Genomic DNA, 17,862 nt, shown 5'->3' on the forward strand with positions numbered 1-17,862 from the left:
ATGGCAAAAGTCGTTAGCAAAGCGAATCAATCTCAGGGCATGTTGATGTTTAAGCTCACCCTGCAACAGAGTTTCGCTATCGGTACGCTAAAAGTCCGTGAAATCGTCCCGTACATGCCAACGACAAAGATCCCTTACTCGCATCATCACGTCATTGGAACCGTTACGATACGTAACTTAACAGTACCAGTGATCGATATGTCAGCGGCTGTTGGCTTTCGTCCTATTAGTGAAGAAGAATATAAAAGCTGCTACTTGATCGTGACAGATTGCTTGCGAACCGTGGTTGCGTTTATGGTTCGTAGTATAGAGAAGATCATTGAGTGCGATTGGAAAGCTATTGAAACGCCACCTCCGAGCGCTGGAAAAAATATTTTCGTGACTGGAATTACTCGCTACGAGGACAAAACTGTTCAAATGCTGGATGTGGAGCTGCTACTTTCCAAAATTTATCCGCAGTACGAGAATTCAAAGATCCCAATGCTGACAGATATTGAGCGAGAACGCCTAAAAGCACTCAGTATTCTATTGGTGGATGACTCTTCCATCGCTCGTAAACAGCTGTGTGACGCACTCGATAGCATCAATATTGGGTATCAAATCTGTAAAAATGGTTTAGATGCATTGGAACTGATGAAAAGTGACGCTGCGGCTCATCGCCCAATTGATATTCTGGTCAGCGATATTGAAATGCCCGGATTAGACGGTTATGAATTAGCATTTGAAGTTCAGAATAATTCCTCTCTGAACCATTCATACCGCATTTTACATACATCGTTATCGAGCGAAATCTGTGTAGACAGAGCTCACCAAGTTGGCGCGCATGAGGCACTTGAGAAATTCAATGCAGGAGAACTAATCGAAGCGATGCTTCGCGGAGCAAAAGAGCTAGAAGCCAAAGCTATGACTTCTTAACTCTTATTGGACGAGTTGATTTGAGAATATAATGCAGTACTTGTCCTATCCCTGATGCTCACATCCGCTAATTTCTCAGCTCACTTCTTTGGCATCGCGTAACTACGAGAAACGAATTCCGTCTCTTTGACTTGGTGAGCATGATTAATATAAGAAGCTAGGCTGTAAAGTACATTCGCTAATAAGTTCGCGTAACGAAACAAAATAGGTGCGGGCTGCTTCTTACCTGTATGTTCAACGGCAACTAATGCTCGTACCGTTTTTTTAGCTTGGCAACGGCACAAATGCAATTGACTGGCTGCCGGGTGTCCTCCGGGTAGAACAAAGCCTTTGAAGCCACCATCAATGCGTTGCTTGAGCAAAGCATAATCGGCCTTTAACTCTTCAACTTCCGTCTCTGTAATCGCTAATTTTCCGCGAACCGAACCATTTAGATGATAAACATTAGGCTGCATTCTTGTCAGTATATCACGGCTAAACTCGTCCAACTCCATAGCGAGAACAAGGCCAATACGACTACAAAGTTCATCTGCTGTAATTTCAAAGTCACAAACCGGACTGTCCTCGTAAATAAACGGATAGCAAATCTCGCTCAATTCCTTACTTACAGGTTTCATGCTTTTGTTCCAATATAAAAAAGGGAGTCAGTATAACCTAACTCCCTTTAAACGTTCATTATGCCAAATAATCGACATTCATATGATCGGTTTACAATCAGGCACTTTCGACTTTCTTGTGACCTTCTTGAAGGTGAACAAAATCGACTAAATCATCACCAGACACTTGATACGCCTGACCAAAACCTTTAACAAATAGCCCCGATTCTGGCTTTAAGTTGAACAAAACGAAATCCTCTAGCTGGCTTAGACCATCAATAATCTCACCAAAACGCTCTTTCATTTGTCCAACAACTTGTTGCCACATCTCTGTGTCTCGCTCAACTACATTTGCTACCGCATCAAAAGTTAAGCGCTTACGAGCAAACAGCTGCTTTGAAGACTCTTCATCTTCGATCATCATCAATGAAACATTTGGATTTTCTAAAAGGTTACGGGCATGACGAGCGATTTTAGAAATGAGAACGAAATAACCTTCCTGGTTTTGGACATAAGGCGCGTAGCTTACATTCGGGCGACCTTCTGCATCGACAGTTGCAAGCTGAAGTGTACGACGCTCCTGACGGAACTCTTTGATCTCTGGCCCTAAACGACCTTGCAAACGCTCTTGTTTAACTTGTTGATCCATATTGATACCTGACTTTACTAATTAGTATTCGAGTTAAGCCTCGATTATGCTTGTGATTACTTTTTTAATTCGGCTTGTAGAGCGCGAAATGCGGTGACTTGCTCTTCAATCAACTCGCGCTTTTCGTTACGGCCTAAATAAATCTTGAAAATATTGCTTCCGCACTCTGAGAAAAAACCAAAATAGTGACTCTCTCTACCCATAAACGGTTTACTGACTAATGCGACATTTTTAACGTTATCTAATTTAAGGTGGCCGTGCAGTTCACCTTCTCTACCCATTAAATTGTAATAGCCACGCGCCACTTTTCCTTTTGGAAACGGCGCTTTAACTTCAAAGATAGAACCAAAAGAGTGGACGATGGTCGTCACCGGGCCAAAACCAACCAAACTTTCTAAGATGCTTTGCGCTTGCTCTCCTGGTGCAATAGCCACCATTTCCTGAGGTAGAGCCGCAACAACCTCAAACTCGGAAATGCCAAGACGCTCTGCCATCGCAGCTGGCAATAATTGTGGTTCTTGCTCTAGTAATACTTCAACTTGTTGCTTGATTGATTCCATTGTGTCTTCCGTTTCTGTTCAATTTGTTTTCATTAATTATTGGATGCTTTCGGTACGGTTTCGTTCATCTCTGACGTGAGTACCTGAATACAACTTTGAGCCAATGACACAGCCCAGAAGCTGCCTGCAAGAGTAAGGACTGCGCTACGTTCATGTAGTTGTACTAAGCCTTTCGCTTGCCACACTTTAAATAGAGGCAATAAAAACCCGAACGCGTCCTCTCCCATAAATGATGGAAGTTGATTTGCTTGAACAATGCCACGGTCAAACGCAGATTTGAGTGCAGAAAAAAGTGGTTCTAGAGGGCTTTGCTTCATCATCATCGCGATGGCGCTTTGACCTTCTTTGACCGCTTTAATATAGGTCTCTAGTGTGCGGTGTTGCATCATCCCGTAGCCACCGATATTACCTCCAGCACCACAGCCAATTGGCAATACCTCTGCATAAGTCTTGGCTAAACTATTGTATAAACTACGCTCGCGGTTATCGATTGCCCAATGGTTCACACTCAGTTGCTTCATATGGTGTTTGGCCATAAAGTTCACACCGAGCTCATACATTCCCGCTTTTTCTGGTGTGGTCGCAGGTGGCGGGATTTTTCCCTTTTCTACGAGGTTGAGCATGGGAGCTGACCCACCAACCACTAACTGATACAAATCCAGTCCGTGTGCGCCAGTCGAGAGGAAATCATTTAAATCTTGCTCTAACACTTCTTTGGTTTGATAAGGTAAGCCATAGAGTAAATCGATAATGACCGGAATTTTGTCTTCTTTGGCGATCTCGCTCACTCGTTTGAGGACATCTTCCCTATCATCTAAACGTTTTGCGCTGCGGCGCACTTGTGTATTAAAACTTTGCACACCAAAAGAGAAACGATTAAACCCACCCTCTAAAGCGCCTTGATACAACTCATCAGAAAAACGATTGATGCGACCTTCTAAGGTGATTTCGCAGTCTGCAGCCAAAGGAAAGTGGTCTCGGATAGCCTGGCCTAACACACGAACCTGTACTGGAGATAAATCCGTTGGCGTTCCGCCCCCGATATATACGGCGTGAAAAATACCATTTTGTGTCCAAGGTAATGCCGCTTTCTCTCTAAGCTCCTGCATTAATGCTTCAAAGTACTCATCAACCAGTGTGCGACTTGCAGCATTTTGAAAGAAGTTACAAAAAGTGCAACGAACGCGACAAAACGGAACATGAATATAAAGACAGCGTTTATTGGTCGCTTTAATTGAGTTAGCCGTAATACTCGAAAAAATCGCCTGTTGTTGAGACGAGGGCACAGGTACGCTCGCTCCCCCGGCATGTGCAGAATGCTTCTTAACAAAAGCAAATCGCAATGGATCAGGACTATCACTGCCCAACACTGATTCATCAAGCTTATCGATATCGACGCTCATATATACTCGCTTAACTCCCATCATGTAAGGGATGGAAGCTGATCTTGAAAATTCTGCAAGAATCATAATTTGAGCGTAATGATAATGCAATTGATAATTGATCTTATTTCCATTGTAAGTAATAATCTGCCCAAGTTTTCATAGTTTCCCGAGATATTCCGTGAACGTACAAAGATATGTCATTGCAGGAGGTGCTTCCCTTGCCATCCATGCCGCACTTCTTTTTGTTTCTCAAGAGACAAAGGTGTTCGCGATGCCGGCTGGAAACCCAGCAAGTTCGGTAAGTCTAAATCTTGTGTCTGCTCCTCCCGCTGTCGAAAAATCTACACCAGAAAATGTAGCGCCACCAAAAGAGCAGCCTCAAGACCAACCTGAACCAGAAAAGAAGATTGTAAAAAAACAGGTCGTCAAGAAAGACGCTGTTAAGAAGAAGGTAGTAGAGAAAAAACCAGAACCGGTTAAACAATCTAAACCTAAAACGGTCGAGCCCACCAAAACCGTAACAAAGCAAAAGGTTCAGCCCGAAGCGAAACCAAAGAAAAAAACGGAACCGGTGAAGAAAGAGACGGTAGCTCAACAATCCGCACCTGCGAGCCAATCCAAAGGGGCAACGTCTCAGCCTGTCTTGGTCGACAAACCAACGTTTGTGAGTCAACCAACACAACCCCGTTACCCAAGGTCTGCACAAAGACGCGGTATTGAAGGTGTAGCCTTGTATGAGATATGGCTAGATGAGAATGGTAACCAGATTAAACAGGTTTTGATTGAGTCTTCCGGCACAGAGTCGCTAGATGCCTCAGCACTTCGTGCGATCAAACAGTGGCAATTTACACCACATATTTCAGGTGGGCTAAAAGTCGCTCACCGAGTACAAGTACCTGTTCGTTTTAAGTTGGATGGATAATGGAACAACTACAAGAATTACAAACTCAATTTGGGCTGATGACATGGCCTTTGATCATTTGCTCAGCTCTAACCGTGATGATCATCGCCGAGCGATTATTCCATGTGTTAATTAGCCTTGGTGTAGGAAAGCGAGCCATTCGCCAAAAGCTCACAGGATTAGACCCAACAAATGGGAGCGAACTTGAAGCACTTGCTGAAGAGTTGTCGAATAAGCGGCCGCTTCTGTACCGTGGTGTTGCGATGTTGCTTGCTCATCATTCGTTTTCGAAATCTTTAAGAGAAGATGCCGCAGGTATTTGGCTGCAAGAAAAACGCCATCAGTTGCATTCCGGCCTTCGTTTGCTGACGCTGATTGGCGTCATCAGCCCTTTAATTGGCTTGCTTGGTACGGTACTTGGCTTAATTGACATGTTTAAAGGCATCGCGGTTTCAACGGGGAATATCACTCCGAATGATTTGGCTGACGGCCTAGGTCTTGCTATGCGCACCACTGCCGCGGGTCTCATTATCGCACTTCCTGCCATTTCAGGAGCGCAGATCATTGGTTTGTGGGCGGATCGTGTAATCGCCAAGCTTGAGCACACTTTAAACTACGTCAACTTATGGCTTGAAGGCATCTCGTTACAGCATGTCTCGCCAGACCACTCAAAAGTAACACTGCGCTCTTCTGGGAAGATTGAGGCCGCAAGTCAATGATTAAAACACCACAAGAAAATAGTCGTAACGGTTTAACCCCCGATTTAACACCGCTGTTAGACATTATTTTTATCGTCATGGTTTTCCTGATGTTAACCGCAGCGGTCAAACTCGATTCATTAGACGTCAATTTACCGAGCACAGAATCTCAGGCTGTTGCAGATGTCGATAAGCAATCCATCACGGTAAATATTCTTAAAGACGAGCCTTACTGGGCTATTAACGGCAAGACATATATCGATTGGGACAACTTTACCCTCGCGCTGTTAGAAGAGAGTAAGTCAAGCGATAAACCGATTGTAATTGGAGCAGAAAAAACCGCGAATATTCAGTCGCTAGTACAACTTCTCGGCTTTTTACAAGAAAACGGAATTCAAGCAACTCAGTTACTCACTGAAGAGCCATCATAAAAATAAGTAAGATAGAGATCCTTTCAAAATGAAGAACACACGCATCACTATTCATGCTGTTGTCACGGCAGCCATTTCCCTACTTGCGAGTAGTCAACTTTTTGCCAATGAAACGCCATCCTCAGAGCGCGTTGTTAGCGCAGGCAGCGCCGTCACTGAACTCTTGCTTGAACTCGACGCTAAAGATAGCTTGGTTGCTATCGACGTCACCAGTCAATTACCAAAAGGAATGGAACTGCCTAAAGTGGGCTACCATCGTCGTCTTTCAGCGGAGGGGTTGCTCGCCTTACGTCCGACAAAAGTCATTGGTTCTGATGAGATGGGGCCGAAAACAACATTGAGCCAATTGAAATCGGCTGGCGTAGATGTAGAAATCGTTAATACTGATGCAAATGTCGAGGGCCTTTATCAACGTATTGATCAAATTGCGAACCTTATGGATCGCAAAGCTCAAGCTGAAAGCTTAAAGCAAGATGTCCAGGCGCAAGTACAAGCACTCAATGCAAACCAACCTGATCAAGCGAAGAAAAAGAAAGTGCTCTTTCTGCTGATCCATGAAGGGCGACCTGCAAATGTTGCGGGCTCACAAACGACACCCGATGCAATTATTCAACTCGCCGGCGGACAAAACCCAGCCGCTACACAACTCTCGTCTTACAAGCCTCTATCCACAGAAGCGATGGTAGAGATGCAGCCTGACGTGATTCTTGTTAGTGGTCGCAGCTATGAAACGTTGGGTGGTGCCGATGCAATTTTAAAAGCAATGCCGCTTCTTGCTGCAACACCCGCTGGAAAGAACAAAGACATCATAACGATTGATGGCCATGCTCTGGTAGGTGGTTTGGGCCTTAAAAGCCTTGCAGAAGCTAAACGCTTGAATGCACTGCTTTACCCATAGAGACATGACATGTTGTTAAGACGCATCCCCCTTTCAACGACGTTATCAGTGCTTAGTGGATTTTTAGCATTTATTGCTATCGCCTCTATTACCGTTGGCCCAATGAACATTAGCTTTGCTGACAGTTTGCGTAGCCTAACGGGAGGCAGTTCTGATCTCGCTCCTCACATTCAGTTGGTCATTAACGAAATCCGATTGCCTCGCACCATTTTGTGTATGTTCATCGGCGCCATTTTGGCAATTTGTGGTGTGGTTATGCAGGGCTTGTTCCGTAACCCATTAGCCGAGCCTGGTATCATTGGTGTGTCTGCTGGCGCTGCTCTTGGTGGTGCATTCGCTATTGTTGTATTTGCTGAATTTAGCCAAAACTATCCGCAACTAATGAACTTAGCGGCTTTGCCTCTTTTTGCTTTCCTTGGCGGTGCACTAACGACTATTCTCGTTTATAAACTCGGCACAAGTAAGTTTGGTACCTCAGTTACAATTATGTTGTTAGCCGGCGTTGCCATCAGCGCGCTCTCGGGTGCTGCGATTGGCTACATGAACTTTATCGCAGATGATCAGATGCTGCGAGACTTGACGCTTTGGTCGATGGGCTCATTAGCTGGTGCAAATTGGTCAGGGATTGCTCTATCTGCTGTAACACTCGTCATCCTATTGCTCTGGTTTCAGAAGAAGTCGATGGCGCTGAATGCTCTGTTGTTAGGGGAATCAGAAGCAAGACACTTAGGAGTTCCGGTTCAAAAACTCAAACGTCAGCTTATTTTACTTTCTGCACTGGGTGTTGGTATTACGGTGAGCATCAGTGGTGCAATTGGCTTTATTGGGCTCGTGATTCCTCACTTAGGGCGCATGCTCGCTGGGCCTGACCATCGAACGCTATTACCAATATCTGCCTTAATGGGAGCACTGCTTCTTACTGCCGCAGATATGTTTGCTCGTGTTGCTGTGGCACCAGCTGAATTACCAGTTGGAATCGTGACCGCATTGATTGGCGCGCCCTTTTTCATCTACTTATTGTTCCAGCAAAAAGGGAAGATTTTGTAATGAACCAGATCGTTTTATCGGGGAAAAACATTTCGATGACGTATGGCAACCGTGTGGTGCTCGATGACATCAACATTGATATCCGAGCTGGTGAAGTGACCGCCCTACTCGGCCCCAATGGCGCAGGTAAAAGTACTTTGCTCAAGCTTCTATGCGGTGAGATCTCTTCGAATCATCACATCACCTACTTCGGTAAACAAAAGCATGATTGGGAGCCTGAAAAAAGCGCCAAACATATTGCAATGCTCCCGCAGCACAGCACCTTAACCTTCCCATTTCTAGCCAGAGAAGTCGTAGAGTTGGGGGCAATACCGCTATCACTGTCCAATAAAGAAACCACTAAACTGGCTTTACATTACATGGAACAAACCGACGTATTGCATTTAGCAGAAAGCCTGTACCCGTCTTTATCTGGTGGAGAAAAGCAACGACTGCATCTAGCACGAGTGATGACACAACTACATCAATCTGGCGAAAAACGAATCTTAATGCTTGATGAACCTACCTCAGCGTTGGATCTCGCCCACCAACACAACACGTTAAAGATTGCTCGTGAAACGGCAAAAGCACAAAACGCAGCGGTGGTTGTGGTGTTACATGACTTGAATCTAGCCTCTCAGTACGCAGACCGCCTTGTACTCTTGCATAACGGGAAACTAGTTTGTGATGACACGCCATGGAATGCACTAACGTCAGAGCGCATTGAGCAAGTTTATGGCTATCGATCTATTGTGACAAAACATCCGACGCTAGACTTCCCTCAAGTGCATGCCGCAGCATAAAGCGTATCTCCTCTAAGCCGTCTCTAAAACACTTTGATACGACAAAGGCCCGCAATATGAGAATTGCGGGCCTTTGCTTTGATAGTGGCAGAATTTGGTGCTTTAAAGGCTATTACTTGCTCATTTGGATCAATGATCGACCAATCAACCACTCAAGCTCTTTGTCACCACCCGCACCAAACTGGCTTTCAACCATTTTGTATAAGCGGTCAATACCATTAGCAGCAAATTCTTGCGCATTTTCAGCGGTGACAATGTGATGGAATAGCAGTCGTAAAATCGCGAGAAACTCAGCATCTTCCAGCGCTTTAATCCAACTTTGTGAAAATGCATTTAATCCTTTATCAAACTCTAAGTGTTCAATAAACATTTTAAAGATACGGCCATCCAGTGCGGCGGTGAAGTCCGTTTTCTTAGGGAAGTGATGGCTAATACCGGTACGCGATATACCTGTCTGCTGGCTTAGCGTCGTGTACGACATTTTGTCGTAACCTAATCTGAGTAGCTGATCAATAACGGCATCCATGATCTTTTGGATAGTGATTTCGGTATCTTCTTTACTACGCTTTGGCATATTTTAAGCTCTTCTCTTTGTAAATCCATCTAACTCACTATTAAATGAGGCCAGAATGAAATCATTCTTAGCATTATACCCGGCTCGCCGATGCGGTTCGATTAGCGAAAACCTAGAAATCAGGTTGCTAAGCGCTGCACTTGAAAGCGCTTTGGGTATATGTATTGCGACTATTTAATATCATGTCGAGTTCCAAACCATAACGTCTTTACACTGCGTAATGTGTAATTTTCAGTTATGTTTTTGTCAATACATGCTACTCAAAATAAGGCGAAAAGTTAGTCTCATCAAAACCTTGCGCCAATTATTCATCGAAACTATTCAAAGACCAAGAATGATAATTATTAAAAATAATCAATCAAGAAATAGTCTTATAAATTAACCATTAGTTCAACTGGACTGAGCAAAATCTCGTCACTATGTTCGTTAATTGATTTTAAATGTTGATATATATCACATTAACGTTCTTGATGATTTAGTAATCCAATCTTTAACCCTTACTTAACAAGTGCCTATTCTGTTCCTTTTTTACGCAAAAGTCGTCATTTTTGTAGATACAGATCAAATACCTGATAGAATACCCTTAGTATTTACAAGAGGATTCGTTATGAGTGTCGAATTAGAAAAAACCAAGTATGTGAGGCCTGCGGCTGTGCTGGCGAGATTGGCTTTATCATCAAAGAAGGTGACGAAGTTGCCGACGTAACGGTTTTCGCACAGACAAAAACAGAGCTAGAGTCTGAACTACAAAAATACATCGAGCTCGCTAAATCAGTATGTGCTGATGTTGAATACAATGTTTCAGAAATAACCGAAGAATCGAACCAAGCGACGGCTCGATTCAAATTTGAAGTAAGTGCTGAAAAACTTATCTTTGAATTAAAAACTCGCTCACTCGCGCGTTAATGAAAAAAGCGAGCATGATGCTCGCTTTTTATTTTTCCAATCTCTTAATCTTAAACCGCTCTAAATGAAACAGACAACTTCGGCGCGTTTATTTATCTTTTTTGAACACGACCCACTTTAACGAGCCATTGGTTTCAAAATCGTTCTCAGCGGTACACATCAGTAATACGCCTTCAACATTAATCACGGCCCCTGTGGTGTAGGCTTTATCATCGTAGTAACAGATACGCTGACCTACCTTACCGTCAGCAACTATTAGCGCTTTGTTTTCTGGTGTACTGTATGATTTAGCAAAAACGGAACCCGACAGCAGTACTGCAAAAACACCAGCGGTAAAAATAGATACACTTTTTAACTTCATGAAAATCTCCTCAAACCTCAATAATACTAACAAGGATCCTTGTGAAGTTCTTGGAAGAATCTCATATTATTCAAATATCTACTGATATTTTTCTCACCTCTACACTTGGGTCTGCTTCACATTCAATCATTTAATTTATCTCATTTTAGTAAGCTTGAAGTTACTTAGCTCAGTAAAGAAGCGCACACTTTTAACGTGTATCTCTAATTTGAATATTTAAGTTATGAATCAAAAACTGTGAGCAAAAAATGCATAATAGGTTTATTTAAGTATAAGATAAGCACCTGTTGATCTCGGTATTTAACTAACTCTTTGACTATGCGTTTTGTTTCCCTATGCCTTACTTCAATCCTACTCTGCTCGTCTCCTTTGGCATATGAGCTAGATTACTATTCTAAGTTTGGTCACATCGATAATTACGGCAATCTTGATCTTAGAAACAAGCCTTACACCCAACTACCCTCTGGCCTAGTGGTAAAGGGCAACTTAAACATCTCACAAACCCCTATCAAAACCTTGCCTAAAGGGCTTGATGTTGAAGGCAGTCTGGAAGCAACTAACAGCGCACTCAAAGTTATTCGCTCAGGAACAAAGATAAAAGGCTATGCAAACCTACTAGGTAGTAAGATCGAAAACTGGCCTAAAGGCATCAAACTAGGCGGTTACCTAAATCTGACAGATACACCGTTAAAAGCGCTTCCAGCTAAACTTCGAGTAAAAGGTGATCTAAGTGTCATTCGCACTCCCATTTCTGAACTTCCTGAAGGATTGGTGGTTGATGGTAATCTTTATATTGGAGGATCAGCGCTGAAAGTATTTCCAGACACAATGACGGTGAAAGGGAATATCTATTTAGGTGGTAACAGGATCACCAAATGGCCTAGCAATTTAACCCTTGGTGGCGCCGTCGCACCTTAAAGAGCAGATAAACAAAAGCCCCGGCAGACCGAGGCTTTAAGGCATTCTGAATCAACAGAGTTCAGTGACGAAAGTTACTCTTGGTTATTCACAGGATTGGCATAGCTCGCCACCAAATAAGGTCTTGCGCCTTCAGGTAGCTGATCCAACTTATCCGCGAGATGACGCTTAACTGCTTCCGTAATGATGCTCGAATCTTCATGCCCAGCAGCTAACAAGTTGATTGGGTACAACTTGTAGTTGTTGTGAATTTGGCGGTCGATTTCACCAGCAAGAGCTTCCGGCGTTTCAAACTCTTGCTCAATCACATCACCAAACGCAACATGTACACGGCCTTTATAGCCAACGATACCTTGAATGATGCTTTCGATATCTTCAAATTCGCCTTTTTCATAGCGGCCATTTTCTGCTTTTTCGTACAGCTCTTTTGCTTTGGCAATGTCACATGGATCATTTTCATAGGCAATCGAGACAGGAACGATTTTCAGAGAACGCGTGTACTCACCAAAGCTGATCTTTTGTTTACGACCTTCAACATGGAACATTTTTAAAATCGCAGGATCAGTAAAGTCGTTTCCATCTTTAGCACGGCCTTCCTTTTGGGCAATCCAAATTGAATTGCCAGTATCAAGCGAATGTTTGATATAGCTTGACAGTTGTCCCAATGCTTTCATCATTTCTCTAGGCGCTTTAGCAGAGCGCTTAACGATGAAGCTCTTATTGAGTCGCATCAATTCTGTCGCACATGGCTTCTTCAGCAGGTTATCGCCAATCGCTATACGAACTGTACGGTGCCCACTTTGGTACAAGCCATAATTTACGAGCGCAGGGTCCATCGCAATATCACGGTGGTTAGAAACGAATAGGTATGACGTGTTTTTATCCAGCTTATCCAAACCAGAAAAAGTGACGCCATCCGTTGTCTTATTCAATGTATCTTTCAGATATTTCTTCACTTCAATCTGAATTGCTTCGACAGAATCAAGCTTGCTCCACTTGGCTTTCAGGTAGATGCGCAGGATCGGGCTCATTAGCGTTTTGAACCACGCTGCTTTATTAGCAAAGCGATGTTCTAGGATAGCAGTGATAAATTCATCATCTTGGATTAGACGATCCAGCGCTGCTGGAATTTCTTCGTCGTTGTAAGGACGAATTTCAATATAAGGATCGGTATTGGCTGTCATTGTTCATTACATATCAAAAAAAGCTGGCACATTTTACGCATAGTTTTGCTGACAAGCAGCATTTCAACCCATACTTTTAACATGGTCATACCAGTTAAGCCACCATTTATCATGCTAAAAAATTCTCTCAGCAGGTTGGAATCGTATGGGTTTAACGTTACCCTTAGCGCCAAAAAACACTGGTACTCATAATGAACTACGCAATTGAATTTCACGACGCTAAATACCCCTTTCTTGATGTAGCTGCGCGTAAAAAAGCACTGAAGCACAGTCTATTGTCTGTCATCGAAGGGTTAGCCGTCATTAAATTGGGTAAGCAGGAGTATGCCATTGAACCAGGCCAATATTTTTGGATTCCTCAAGGATGTTTGAGCTCCCTCACCTTTTTACCTAATTCTCGTGTATATCGTTGTGATTTTTCTGTGCGTTTAAATGACGACTTCTCACAACAGGCGGGCTTTGTGAAGCCTTCACCGCTACTAAAAGCGCTCGTCGAGAAGCTAGCAACAACTGCCGAACGCTCGGATCTGCAAACCGATCTACTGACAGTAGTAAGACATGAAGTATTGACGCTGTCTCCTAAACTAGCGCACTCAACGTTAACGAGAACCATCAATCAATGGACTCCTGGCTGTGACATGAATATTTCTAAAGAGCTTTGCTTGGTACTAACACTACGTGAAGCAAGAAAAATGAAACTGTCGGGGAAGAAGGAAGAGCAAATTGTTGACTCTCTTTTTGCTGGTAACACCGAAGAATATGAACAGCTTTGCTTTTTAGTCTTTGGAGAAGCGCTATAACTTGCTCTTTAACAAGCTACGTTTTCAGCATTACGTAGAGTTACGGATACAGAAAGTAGATTAAAACAAAAAGGGCGTACATTGATAATGTACGCCCTTTTTTCATTTGCTTGAGATGCCTAGAAAGGTACTTCTATCTGCATCATCCAGTCAGCGTCATAATATTCGTGCCAACGATAATCAAACCGCATTCTTGGCTGTCCGTCGGATTTATCACCAAAACCAACGCTGAACATCAACCCGTGACTACGAAGCCACTCTTCTGTATCCATTTTACTCTCTTCGTCTCGAAGCTCTTCCGGCATCCAAAAACCAAGACCAAAGTAATTCTTTTCTAAGTTTTGAGTTAGAAGTGGGGTGTCTTCCGGCTTAATCGCCCACTCCTCCCAATAGTTTTCTGTTGGTCCTTCAAGCTTCGCTTCCGCTGCATACCAAATCAATGCTTCAGTACTTAACACGCCGATGGAATCTAAAATTTCTTCACAGATTGGAAGCGTGTTATCTTCAAACACCACGGAACGATCAGAAAAATAGTTACACGCGGAATGAGCTTGTGTCACCACAAGCAGCGCACATGCACTAAATAAAACTACTCTGACCATGAAAATCTGACCTCTCAGTTCCCAGACAATGTTTCTCTGTATAAGCCTTTACTAAGTAATAAATCACGTACGGAAGGTGTTGTATAGGCGCCGATCTCTTCACCCTCGGCCAATGCTTTGCGAATATCTGTGCTTCTGACTTTTACTTTTTCAGGACATGCCATAACAGTCCAACGTTCCGTAATCTCTTCAGCTCTACTAAATTTAGCAAATTTGAAGAAATTATCAGGACCAATGACAAAAGTTATATCGGCAGTTGGGTAAATTTCTTGAATTTTTTCTAACAACGCATAGGTCGTCACACTTTGTCCAGGTTGGTATAAAGCTTGCTCTGCATCAGAACGCTGAACATTAGAAAGCCCCATATCCTTGATGAACGCATCAACCATTTTGCACCGAGTTGGGTAATCAAGCATGTTCTTGCCCCAAGCGTGTGCAATGCTTGGCTCAAGTAGCACAAGATCAAAGTGGCTCAATGACTCAATAACACTTTTATGCCCTAAACTAGGTGGGTTAAATGCACTACCAAAAATGGCGATTTTTTTCATATCCGGTGATTACCTGGTTGAAGAGAGTTTTCTAATCTGATGAATTCGGTATGATACTACTAATCTTTACAGCTTTTGACCCTAAAGTCGCGTTTAATGAGCCTCAACTGTATGGTTTATCACCATTTGAGCAAATGTGCTTTAGAGTCTGAAATATTTGCAGGAAAAGGAACCCTAAATGGAACAATCCATCCGTGACGAAATGCGCGTACTCCCTTCAATTGATCCGCATTTTGAAATTGAACGCCGTGTCGCTTTTATTAAGCGTAAATTGCAAGAAGCGGGCTGTAAGTCTCTTGTTCTTGGCATCAGCGGTGGCGTTGACTCAACGACATGCGGTCGTTTAGCTCAGTTGGCTGTAGACCAACTGAACGAAGAAGCGGGCAACAACAGCTACCAATTTATCGCAGTTCGCCTGCCTTATGGGGAGCAAAAAGATGAAGATGAGGCTCAGCTCGCTCTGTCTTTTATCCAGCCAACCCATTCTGTATCGGTAAACATCAAACCAGGTGTTGATGGGCTTCATTCGGCTTCTCACGTTGCATTAGAAGGTACAGGTCTTTTACCAACTGATGCAGCAAAAGTCGACTTCGTAAAAGGCAATGTAAAAGCGCGTGCTCGCATGGTTGCTCAATACGAGATCGCGGGCTACGTAGGCGGCCTTGTTCTTGGTACTGATCACTCAGCAGAAAACATCACTGGTTTCTACACTAAATTTGGTGATGGCGCTTGTGACATGGCACCATTGTTCGGATTAAGTAAACGCCAAGTTCGTGAAGTGGCTGCTACATTGGGTGCACCTGAGCAACTAGTGAAGAAAGTGCCAACAGCAGACTTAGAAGAGCTTGCTCCACAGAAAGCAGACGAAGATGCCCTAAGCCTAACTTACGAGCAAATCGACGACTTCTTAGAGGGCAAACCTGTTCCACAGCAAGTGAGTGACCGTCTGGTAGCGATTTACAAAGCAACGCAGCACAAACGCCAGCCAATCCCGACGATTTACGACTAAGCGATATTTTCAGCTCTCTTTAAAACTCAAAACGCTGCTAAAAATAGCAGCGTTTTTTGTCTAGGAACAGTTTTTGTCGAAGGACAAAAGGGCTCTCGCCTAGTTGGTTACTGTTACATCCGTCTCTGGCACAGCACAACACGCCAATACGATTCCCATTGCACGTTCCTCATCAGTCAACGCGGGCACGTCCGGATGATGTACTTGACCCGACGTAAGCTGAACCTTACACGCGCCGCATAAGCCAGCACGACAGCTATTACTAACAACCTTCCCTGCATCTTCGAGCTGATCTAACAACGTTTTTTGGTTGTTGCCTACGAATTTAGTTCCATTAAAGTCAATAGCGAGACTTTTCTCTGGCTTTGACGTAAGAGAAGAAACTCCAAACGCTTCTTGATGGTAGTTTTCCTCTGGCAGCCCTTTTCTTAGTAGAAGACTTTTTGCTTTATCCATAAAGCCATCCGGGCCACACACAAACACCTGCCGCTGTTCAACATCTTTGATTTGCTTAATGTGTGACAAACTTAAACGCCCTTTCAAACCAAACCAATCAACAGCAGGTTGCGTTAAACAGACTTTTACTTCTAGCCCTGGGTGCTCACGCTTTAACTGCTCCAACTCTGAGCGACAAGGAATATCATTCTCGGTGCGACATTGATGGTAGAAAACCACATTATCCAACTGATTGTGATCCGCTAAGTAACGCACCATTGATAACATTGGTGTTACTCCGCTACCCGCAGAGAGTAACAGCAGAGGCTGCGCTTCATGCGTTTTAAGGTGGAACTGACCGTCAGGTTGTTCTGCCTCTAAAACATCACCGACTTGTAAGTTGTCTAAGAGTGAGTTAGAGACTCTTCCACCCGCGATACGCTTTACAGAAATAGCATAACGACCCGGGCGAGAAGGACTGGATGATAAGGTATAGCGTCGACCCACTTTCTTACCATCAATATTCACCTCTATTGGCAGGTGTTGTCCTGGCAAGTAATTAGGCAACGAACCTTTGTTTGGCTCTAACCATAAGGTCACAAAGTCTTGGGCAATTTCTTCACGCTCAACACATGTAAGCTTCATGCGCACTGGCGAGTTATCTGCGTAAAACTCCGGCTCTTTGTACTCCAATACTTCAACTTTATCGCCTTGACGAATAATGCCTTCATTTCGCGCGACAAGATTCTGGCCAAAGAACACACCACCGACATCGTTTGCACGGAACTGTTGCAAGGTTTTGAGCGGCTCTTTGCTCTCACGGAATGTGCCTCTTTGGGTATTCACCGTAGTCAGGATACAGCGCTCGCAAGGTTTGAGAGACTCAAACTCTACCTCACCGATTCGTATGCGCTTCCATGAATCTTCTTCAAATGGCTTAGTATCAGAGACAACTAAGTTAGTACGAAACTGATCCATTGAGTGTAGCTCTGAACTTCTTCGGTTCAGCTCATCAAGTGAAGCTTGGCTGATCACTAAAACCGGATAACCATCAGCAAAACTGACGTTTTGACCTAGCTTTTCACGGACACGATTCGATTGCTCACCACTAAACAACAACTCAACGCGTTGCCCCAACACACGACTAAACCAGTCATCTGCATCATCTGTCGTGGTATAGGCAGTAAATGTATCTTTCCAAACTGTTGCAGGTGTCTCCTGCATTTTGAAATCTTGGTAACGGATTTTAAGTGGCTCCATACCCAAACTACTAAACACCACTCCATCGGACAATAAGGCAGACTTAATGGTTACCATTTGCGGATACTTTCGCGCAGTGATCATCGAGCCATCAGCTTTCGCAATCATAAAGCGACGATCGAAGCTCAATCCTTGCTTCTCAACCCATACGGACGACAGCGATAATCCGCCAACTGACTTAACCGGAAAAACATTAATTTGGGATAAAACGGGTTGCGACATAGCCTTCTTCCTACGGGTGTTTTTTATTTGTTGCGGTATTGTATACTCAAATCACATTAAGTTGCAGAGTCTACTGCCTCTTCATCCATTTCAACTTTCTCGAAACCATATTCTTATAAATTTGGTTTTAGTGACAAGTATTTACTACACTCAATATTCGCGTTTTTTAACACCGTTCTGA

21 protein-coding genes are annotated in these 17,862 nt (G+C 43.6%); 11 read left to right on the top strand and 10 right to left on the bottom strand.

Annotation, left to right across the window (positions count from 1 at the left end):
* Positions 1-915, top strand: coding sequence for a chemotaxis protein (locus N646_RS15315; protein ID WP_005385059.1), 915 nt, complete (start codon positions 1-3; stop codon positions 913-915).
* Between the two features lie 80 nt (positions 916-995).
* Here N646_RS15315 and N646_RS15320 read toward each other — a convergent pair whose 3' ends face one another.
* From N646_RS15320 to hutW, 4 genes are all read right to left on the bottom strand, one after another.
* Positions 996-1,532, bottom strand: a complete 537-nt coding sequence (locus N646_RS15320; protein ID WP_005375333.1) for an ATP:cob(I)alamin adenosyltransferase — start codon at positions 1,530-1,532, stop codon at positions 996-998.
* A gap of 97 nt (positions 1,533-1,629) precedes the next feature.
* Positions 1,630-2,160, bottom strand: a complete 531-nt coding sequence (gene hutZ, locus N646_RS15325; RefSeq protein ID WP_005375331.1) for a heme utilization protein HutZ — start codon at positions 2,158-2,160, stop codon at positions 1,630-1,632.
* Positions 2,161-2,216: 56 nt separating this feature from the next.
* Positions 2,217-2,720 carry a heme utilization cystosolic carrier protein HutX gene (gene hutX / locus N646_RS15330; RefSeq protein ID WP_005375329.1) on the bottom strand — a complete coding sequence of 168 codons (504 nt, stop codon included), beginning with the start codon at positions 2,718-2,720 and terminating at the stop codon, positions 2,217-2,219.
* Positions 2,721-2,752: 32 nt separating this feature from the next.
* Positions 2,753-4,123, bottom strand: coding sequence for a heme anaerobic degradation radical SAM methyltransferase ChuW/HutW (hutW, locus tag N646_RS15335; protein ID WP_017821234.1), 1,371 nt, complete (start codon positions 4,121-4,123; stop codon positions 2,753-2,755).
* 160 nt (positions 4,124-4,283) lie between these two features.
* Here hutW and N646_RS15340 point away from each other — a divergent pair, with 160 nt between their 5' ends.
* Genes N646_RS15340 through N646_RS15365 form a run of 6 tightly spaced genes read left to right on the top strand, consistent with a single transcriptional unit; the run spans position 4,284 to position 8,862 of the window.
* Complete coding sequence (locus N646_RS15340; RefSeq protein WP_021707650.1) at positions 4,284-5,027, top strand: energy transducer TonB; 744 nt, start codon at positions 4,284-4,286, stop codon at positions 5,025-5,027.
* Entirely contained in the window at positions 5,027-5,725 is a 699-nt protein-coding gene (locus N646_RS15345) for a MotA/TolQ/ExbB proton channel family protein (RefSeq protein ID WP_017821236.1), read from the top strand. The genes N646_RS15340 and N646_RS15345 overlap by 1 nt, the downstream gene beginning before the upstream one ends.
* Positions 5,722-6,135: an ExbD/TolR family protein gene (locus N646_RS15350; RefSeq protein ID WP_005375322.1), complete on the top strand. Its 414-nt coding sequence runs from the start codon at positions 5,722-5,724 to the stop codon at positions 6,133-6,135. The genes N646_RS15345 and N646_RS15350 overlap by 4 nt, the downstream gene beginning before the upstream one ends.
* Before the next feature lie 28 nt (positions 6,136-6,163).
* Positions 6,164-7,033, top strand: a complete 870-nt coding sequence (locus N646_RS15355) for a heme/hemin ABC transporter substrate-binding protein (protein WP_005375320.1) — start codon at positions 6,164-6,166, stop codon at positions 7,031-7,033.
* Between the two features lie 9 nt (positions 7,034-7,042).
* Positions 7,043-8,080: a FecCD family ABC transporter permease gene (locus tag N646_RS15360; RefSeq protein ID WP_005375318.1), complete on the top strand. Its 1,038-nt coding sequence runs from the start codon at positions 7,043-7,045 to the stop codon at positions 8,078-8,080.
* On the top strand, positions 8,080-8,862 hold the full coding sequence (locus N646_RS15365; RefSeq protein WP_005385036.1) for a heme ABC transporter ATP-binding protein: 783 nt from the start codon (positions 8,080-8,082) through the stop codon (positions 8,860-8,862). Before N646_RS15360 ends, N646_RS15365 begins: the two co-directional genes overlap by 1 nt.
* A 112-nt stretch (positions 8,863-8,974) precedes the next feature.
* Here N646_RS15365 and N646_RS15370 read toward each other — a convergent pair whose 3' ends face one another.
* Complete coding sequence (locus N646_RS15370) at positions 8,975-9,436, bottom strand: TetR/AcrR family transcriptional regulator (protein WP_005385033.1); 462 nt, start codon at positions 9,434-9,436, stop codon at positions 8,975-8,977.
* Positions 9,437-10,054: 618 nt separating this feature from the next.
* Here N646_RS15370 and N646_RS23850 point away from each other — a divergent pair.
* Positions 10,055-10,342 carry a YfcZ/YiiS family protein gene (locus N646_RS23850; protein ID WP_080666460.1) on the top strand — a complete coding sequence of 96 codons (288 nt, stop codon included), beginning with the start codon at positions 10,055-10,057 and terminating at the stop codon, positions 10,340-10,342.
* Positions 10,343-10,430: 88 nt separating this feature from the next.
* On the opposite strand, the gene N646_RS15375 is transcribed toward N646_RS23850, so the two are convergent.
* Positions 10,431-10,703 carry a YnjH family protein gene (locus N646_RS15375; RefSeq protein WP_005375306.1) on the bottom strand — a complete coding sequence of 91 codons (273 nt, stop codon included), beginning with the start codon at positions 10,701-10,703 and terminating at the stop codon, positions 10,431-10,433.
* A 318-nt stretch (positions 10,704-11,021) separates the two neighbouring features.
* On the opposite strand from N646_RS15375, the gene N646_RS15380 reads away from it, so the two are divergent.
* The gene (locus N646_RS15380) at positions 11,022-11,621 is read left to right on the top strand and encodes a hypothetical protein (RefSeq protein WP_017821237.1); all 600 of its coding nucleotides are present in this window, start codon (positions 11,022-11,024) and stop codon (positions 11,619-11,621) included.
* Positions 11,622-11,695: 74 nt separating this feature from the next.
* Here the strand turns inward: N646_RS15380 and N646_RS15385 are convergent, their stop codons facing one another.
* Positions 11,696-12,805, bottom strand: coding sequence for a 1-acyl-sn-glycerol-3-phosphate acyltransferase (locus tag N646_RS15385; RefSeq protein ID WP_017821238.1), 1,110 nt, complete (start codon positions 12,803-12,805; stop codon positions 11,696-11,698).
* 191 nt (positions 12,806-12,996) lie between these two features.
* On the opposite strand from N646_RS15385, the gene N646_RS15390 reads away from it, so the two are divergent.
* Positions 12,997-13,605 (top strand): cupin domain-containing protein, encoded by a 609-nt coding sequence (locus tag N646_RS15390; RefSeq protein ID WP_005375302.1) that lies wholly within the window; start codon positions 12,997-12,999, stop codon positions 13,603-13,605.
* A gap of 119 nt (positions 13,606-13,724) precedes the next feature.
* On the opposite strand, the gene N646_RS15395 is transcribed toward N646_RS15390, so the two are convergent.
* Together N646_RS15395 and N646_RS15400 are read right to left on the bottom strand one after the other, a co-directional pair.
* The gene (locus N646_RS15395; protein WP_017635276.1) at positions 13,725-14,207 is read right to left on the bottom strand and encodes a hypothetical protein; all 483 of its coding nucleotides are present in this window, start codon (positions 14,205-14,207) and stop codon (positions 13,725-13,727) included.
* A gap of 14 nt (positions 14,208-14,221) precedes the next feature.
* Positions 14,222-14,755 (bottom strand): nicotinate-nicotinamide nucleotide adenylyltransferase, encoded by a 534-nt coding sequence (locus N646_RS15400; RefSeq protein ID WP_005375300.1) that lies wholly within the window; start codon positions 14,753-14,755, stop codon positions 14,222-14,224.
* Positions 14,756-14,933: 178 nt separating this feature from the next.
* On the opposite strand from N646_RS15400, the gene nadE reads away from it, so the two are divergent.
* Positions 14,934-15,764, top strand: a complete 831-nt coding sequence (gene nadE, locus N646_RS15405) for an ammonia-dependent NAD(+) synthetase (RefSeq protein ID WP_017821239.1) — start codon at positions 14,934-14,936, stop codon at positions 15,762-15,764.
* Positions 15,765-15,863: 99 nt separating this feature from the next.
* Here nadE and N646_RS15410 read toward each other — a convergent pair whose 3' ends face one another.
* Positions 15,864-17,681 (bottom strand): hybrid-cluster NAD(P)-dependent oxidoreductase, encoded by a 1,818-nt coding sequence (locus tag N646_RS15410; protein WP_017821240.1) that lies wholly within the window; start codon positions 17,679-17,681, stop codon positions 15,864-15,866.
* Between the last annotated feature and the right edge of the window lie 181 nt (positions 17,682-17,862).

Source organism: Vibrio alginolyticus NBRC 15630 = ATCC 17749, assembly GCF_000354175.2.
Taxonomy (GTDB): Bacteria; Pseudomonadota; Gammaproteobacteria; order Enterobacterales; family Vibrionaceae; genus Vibrio; species Vibrio alginolyticus.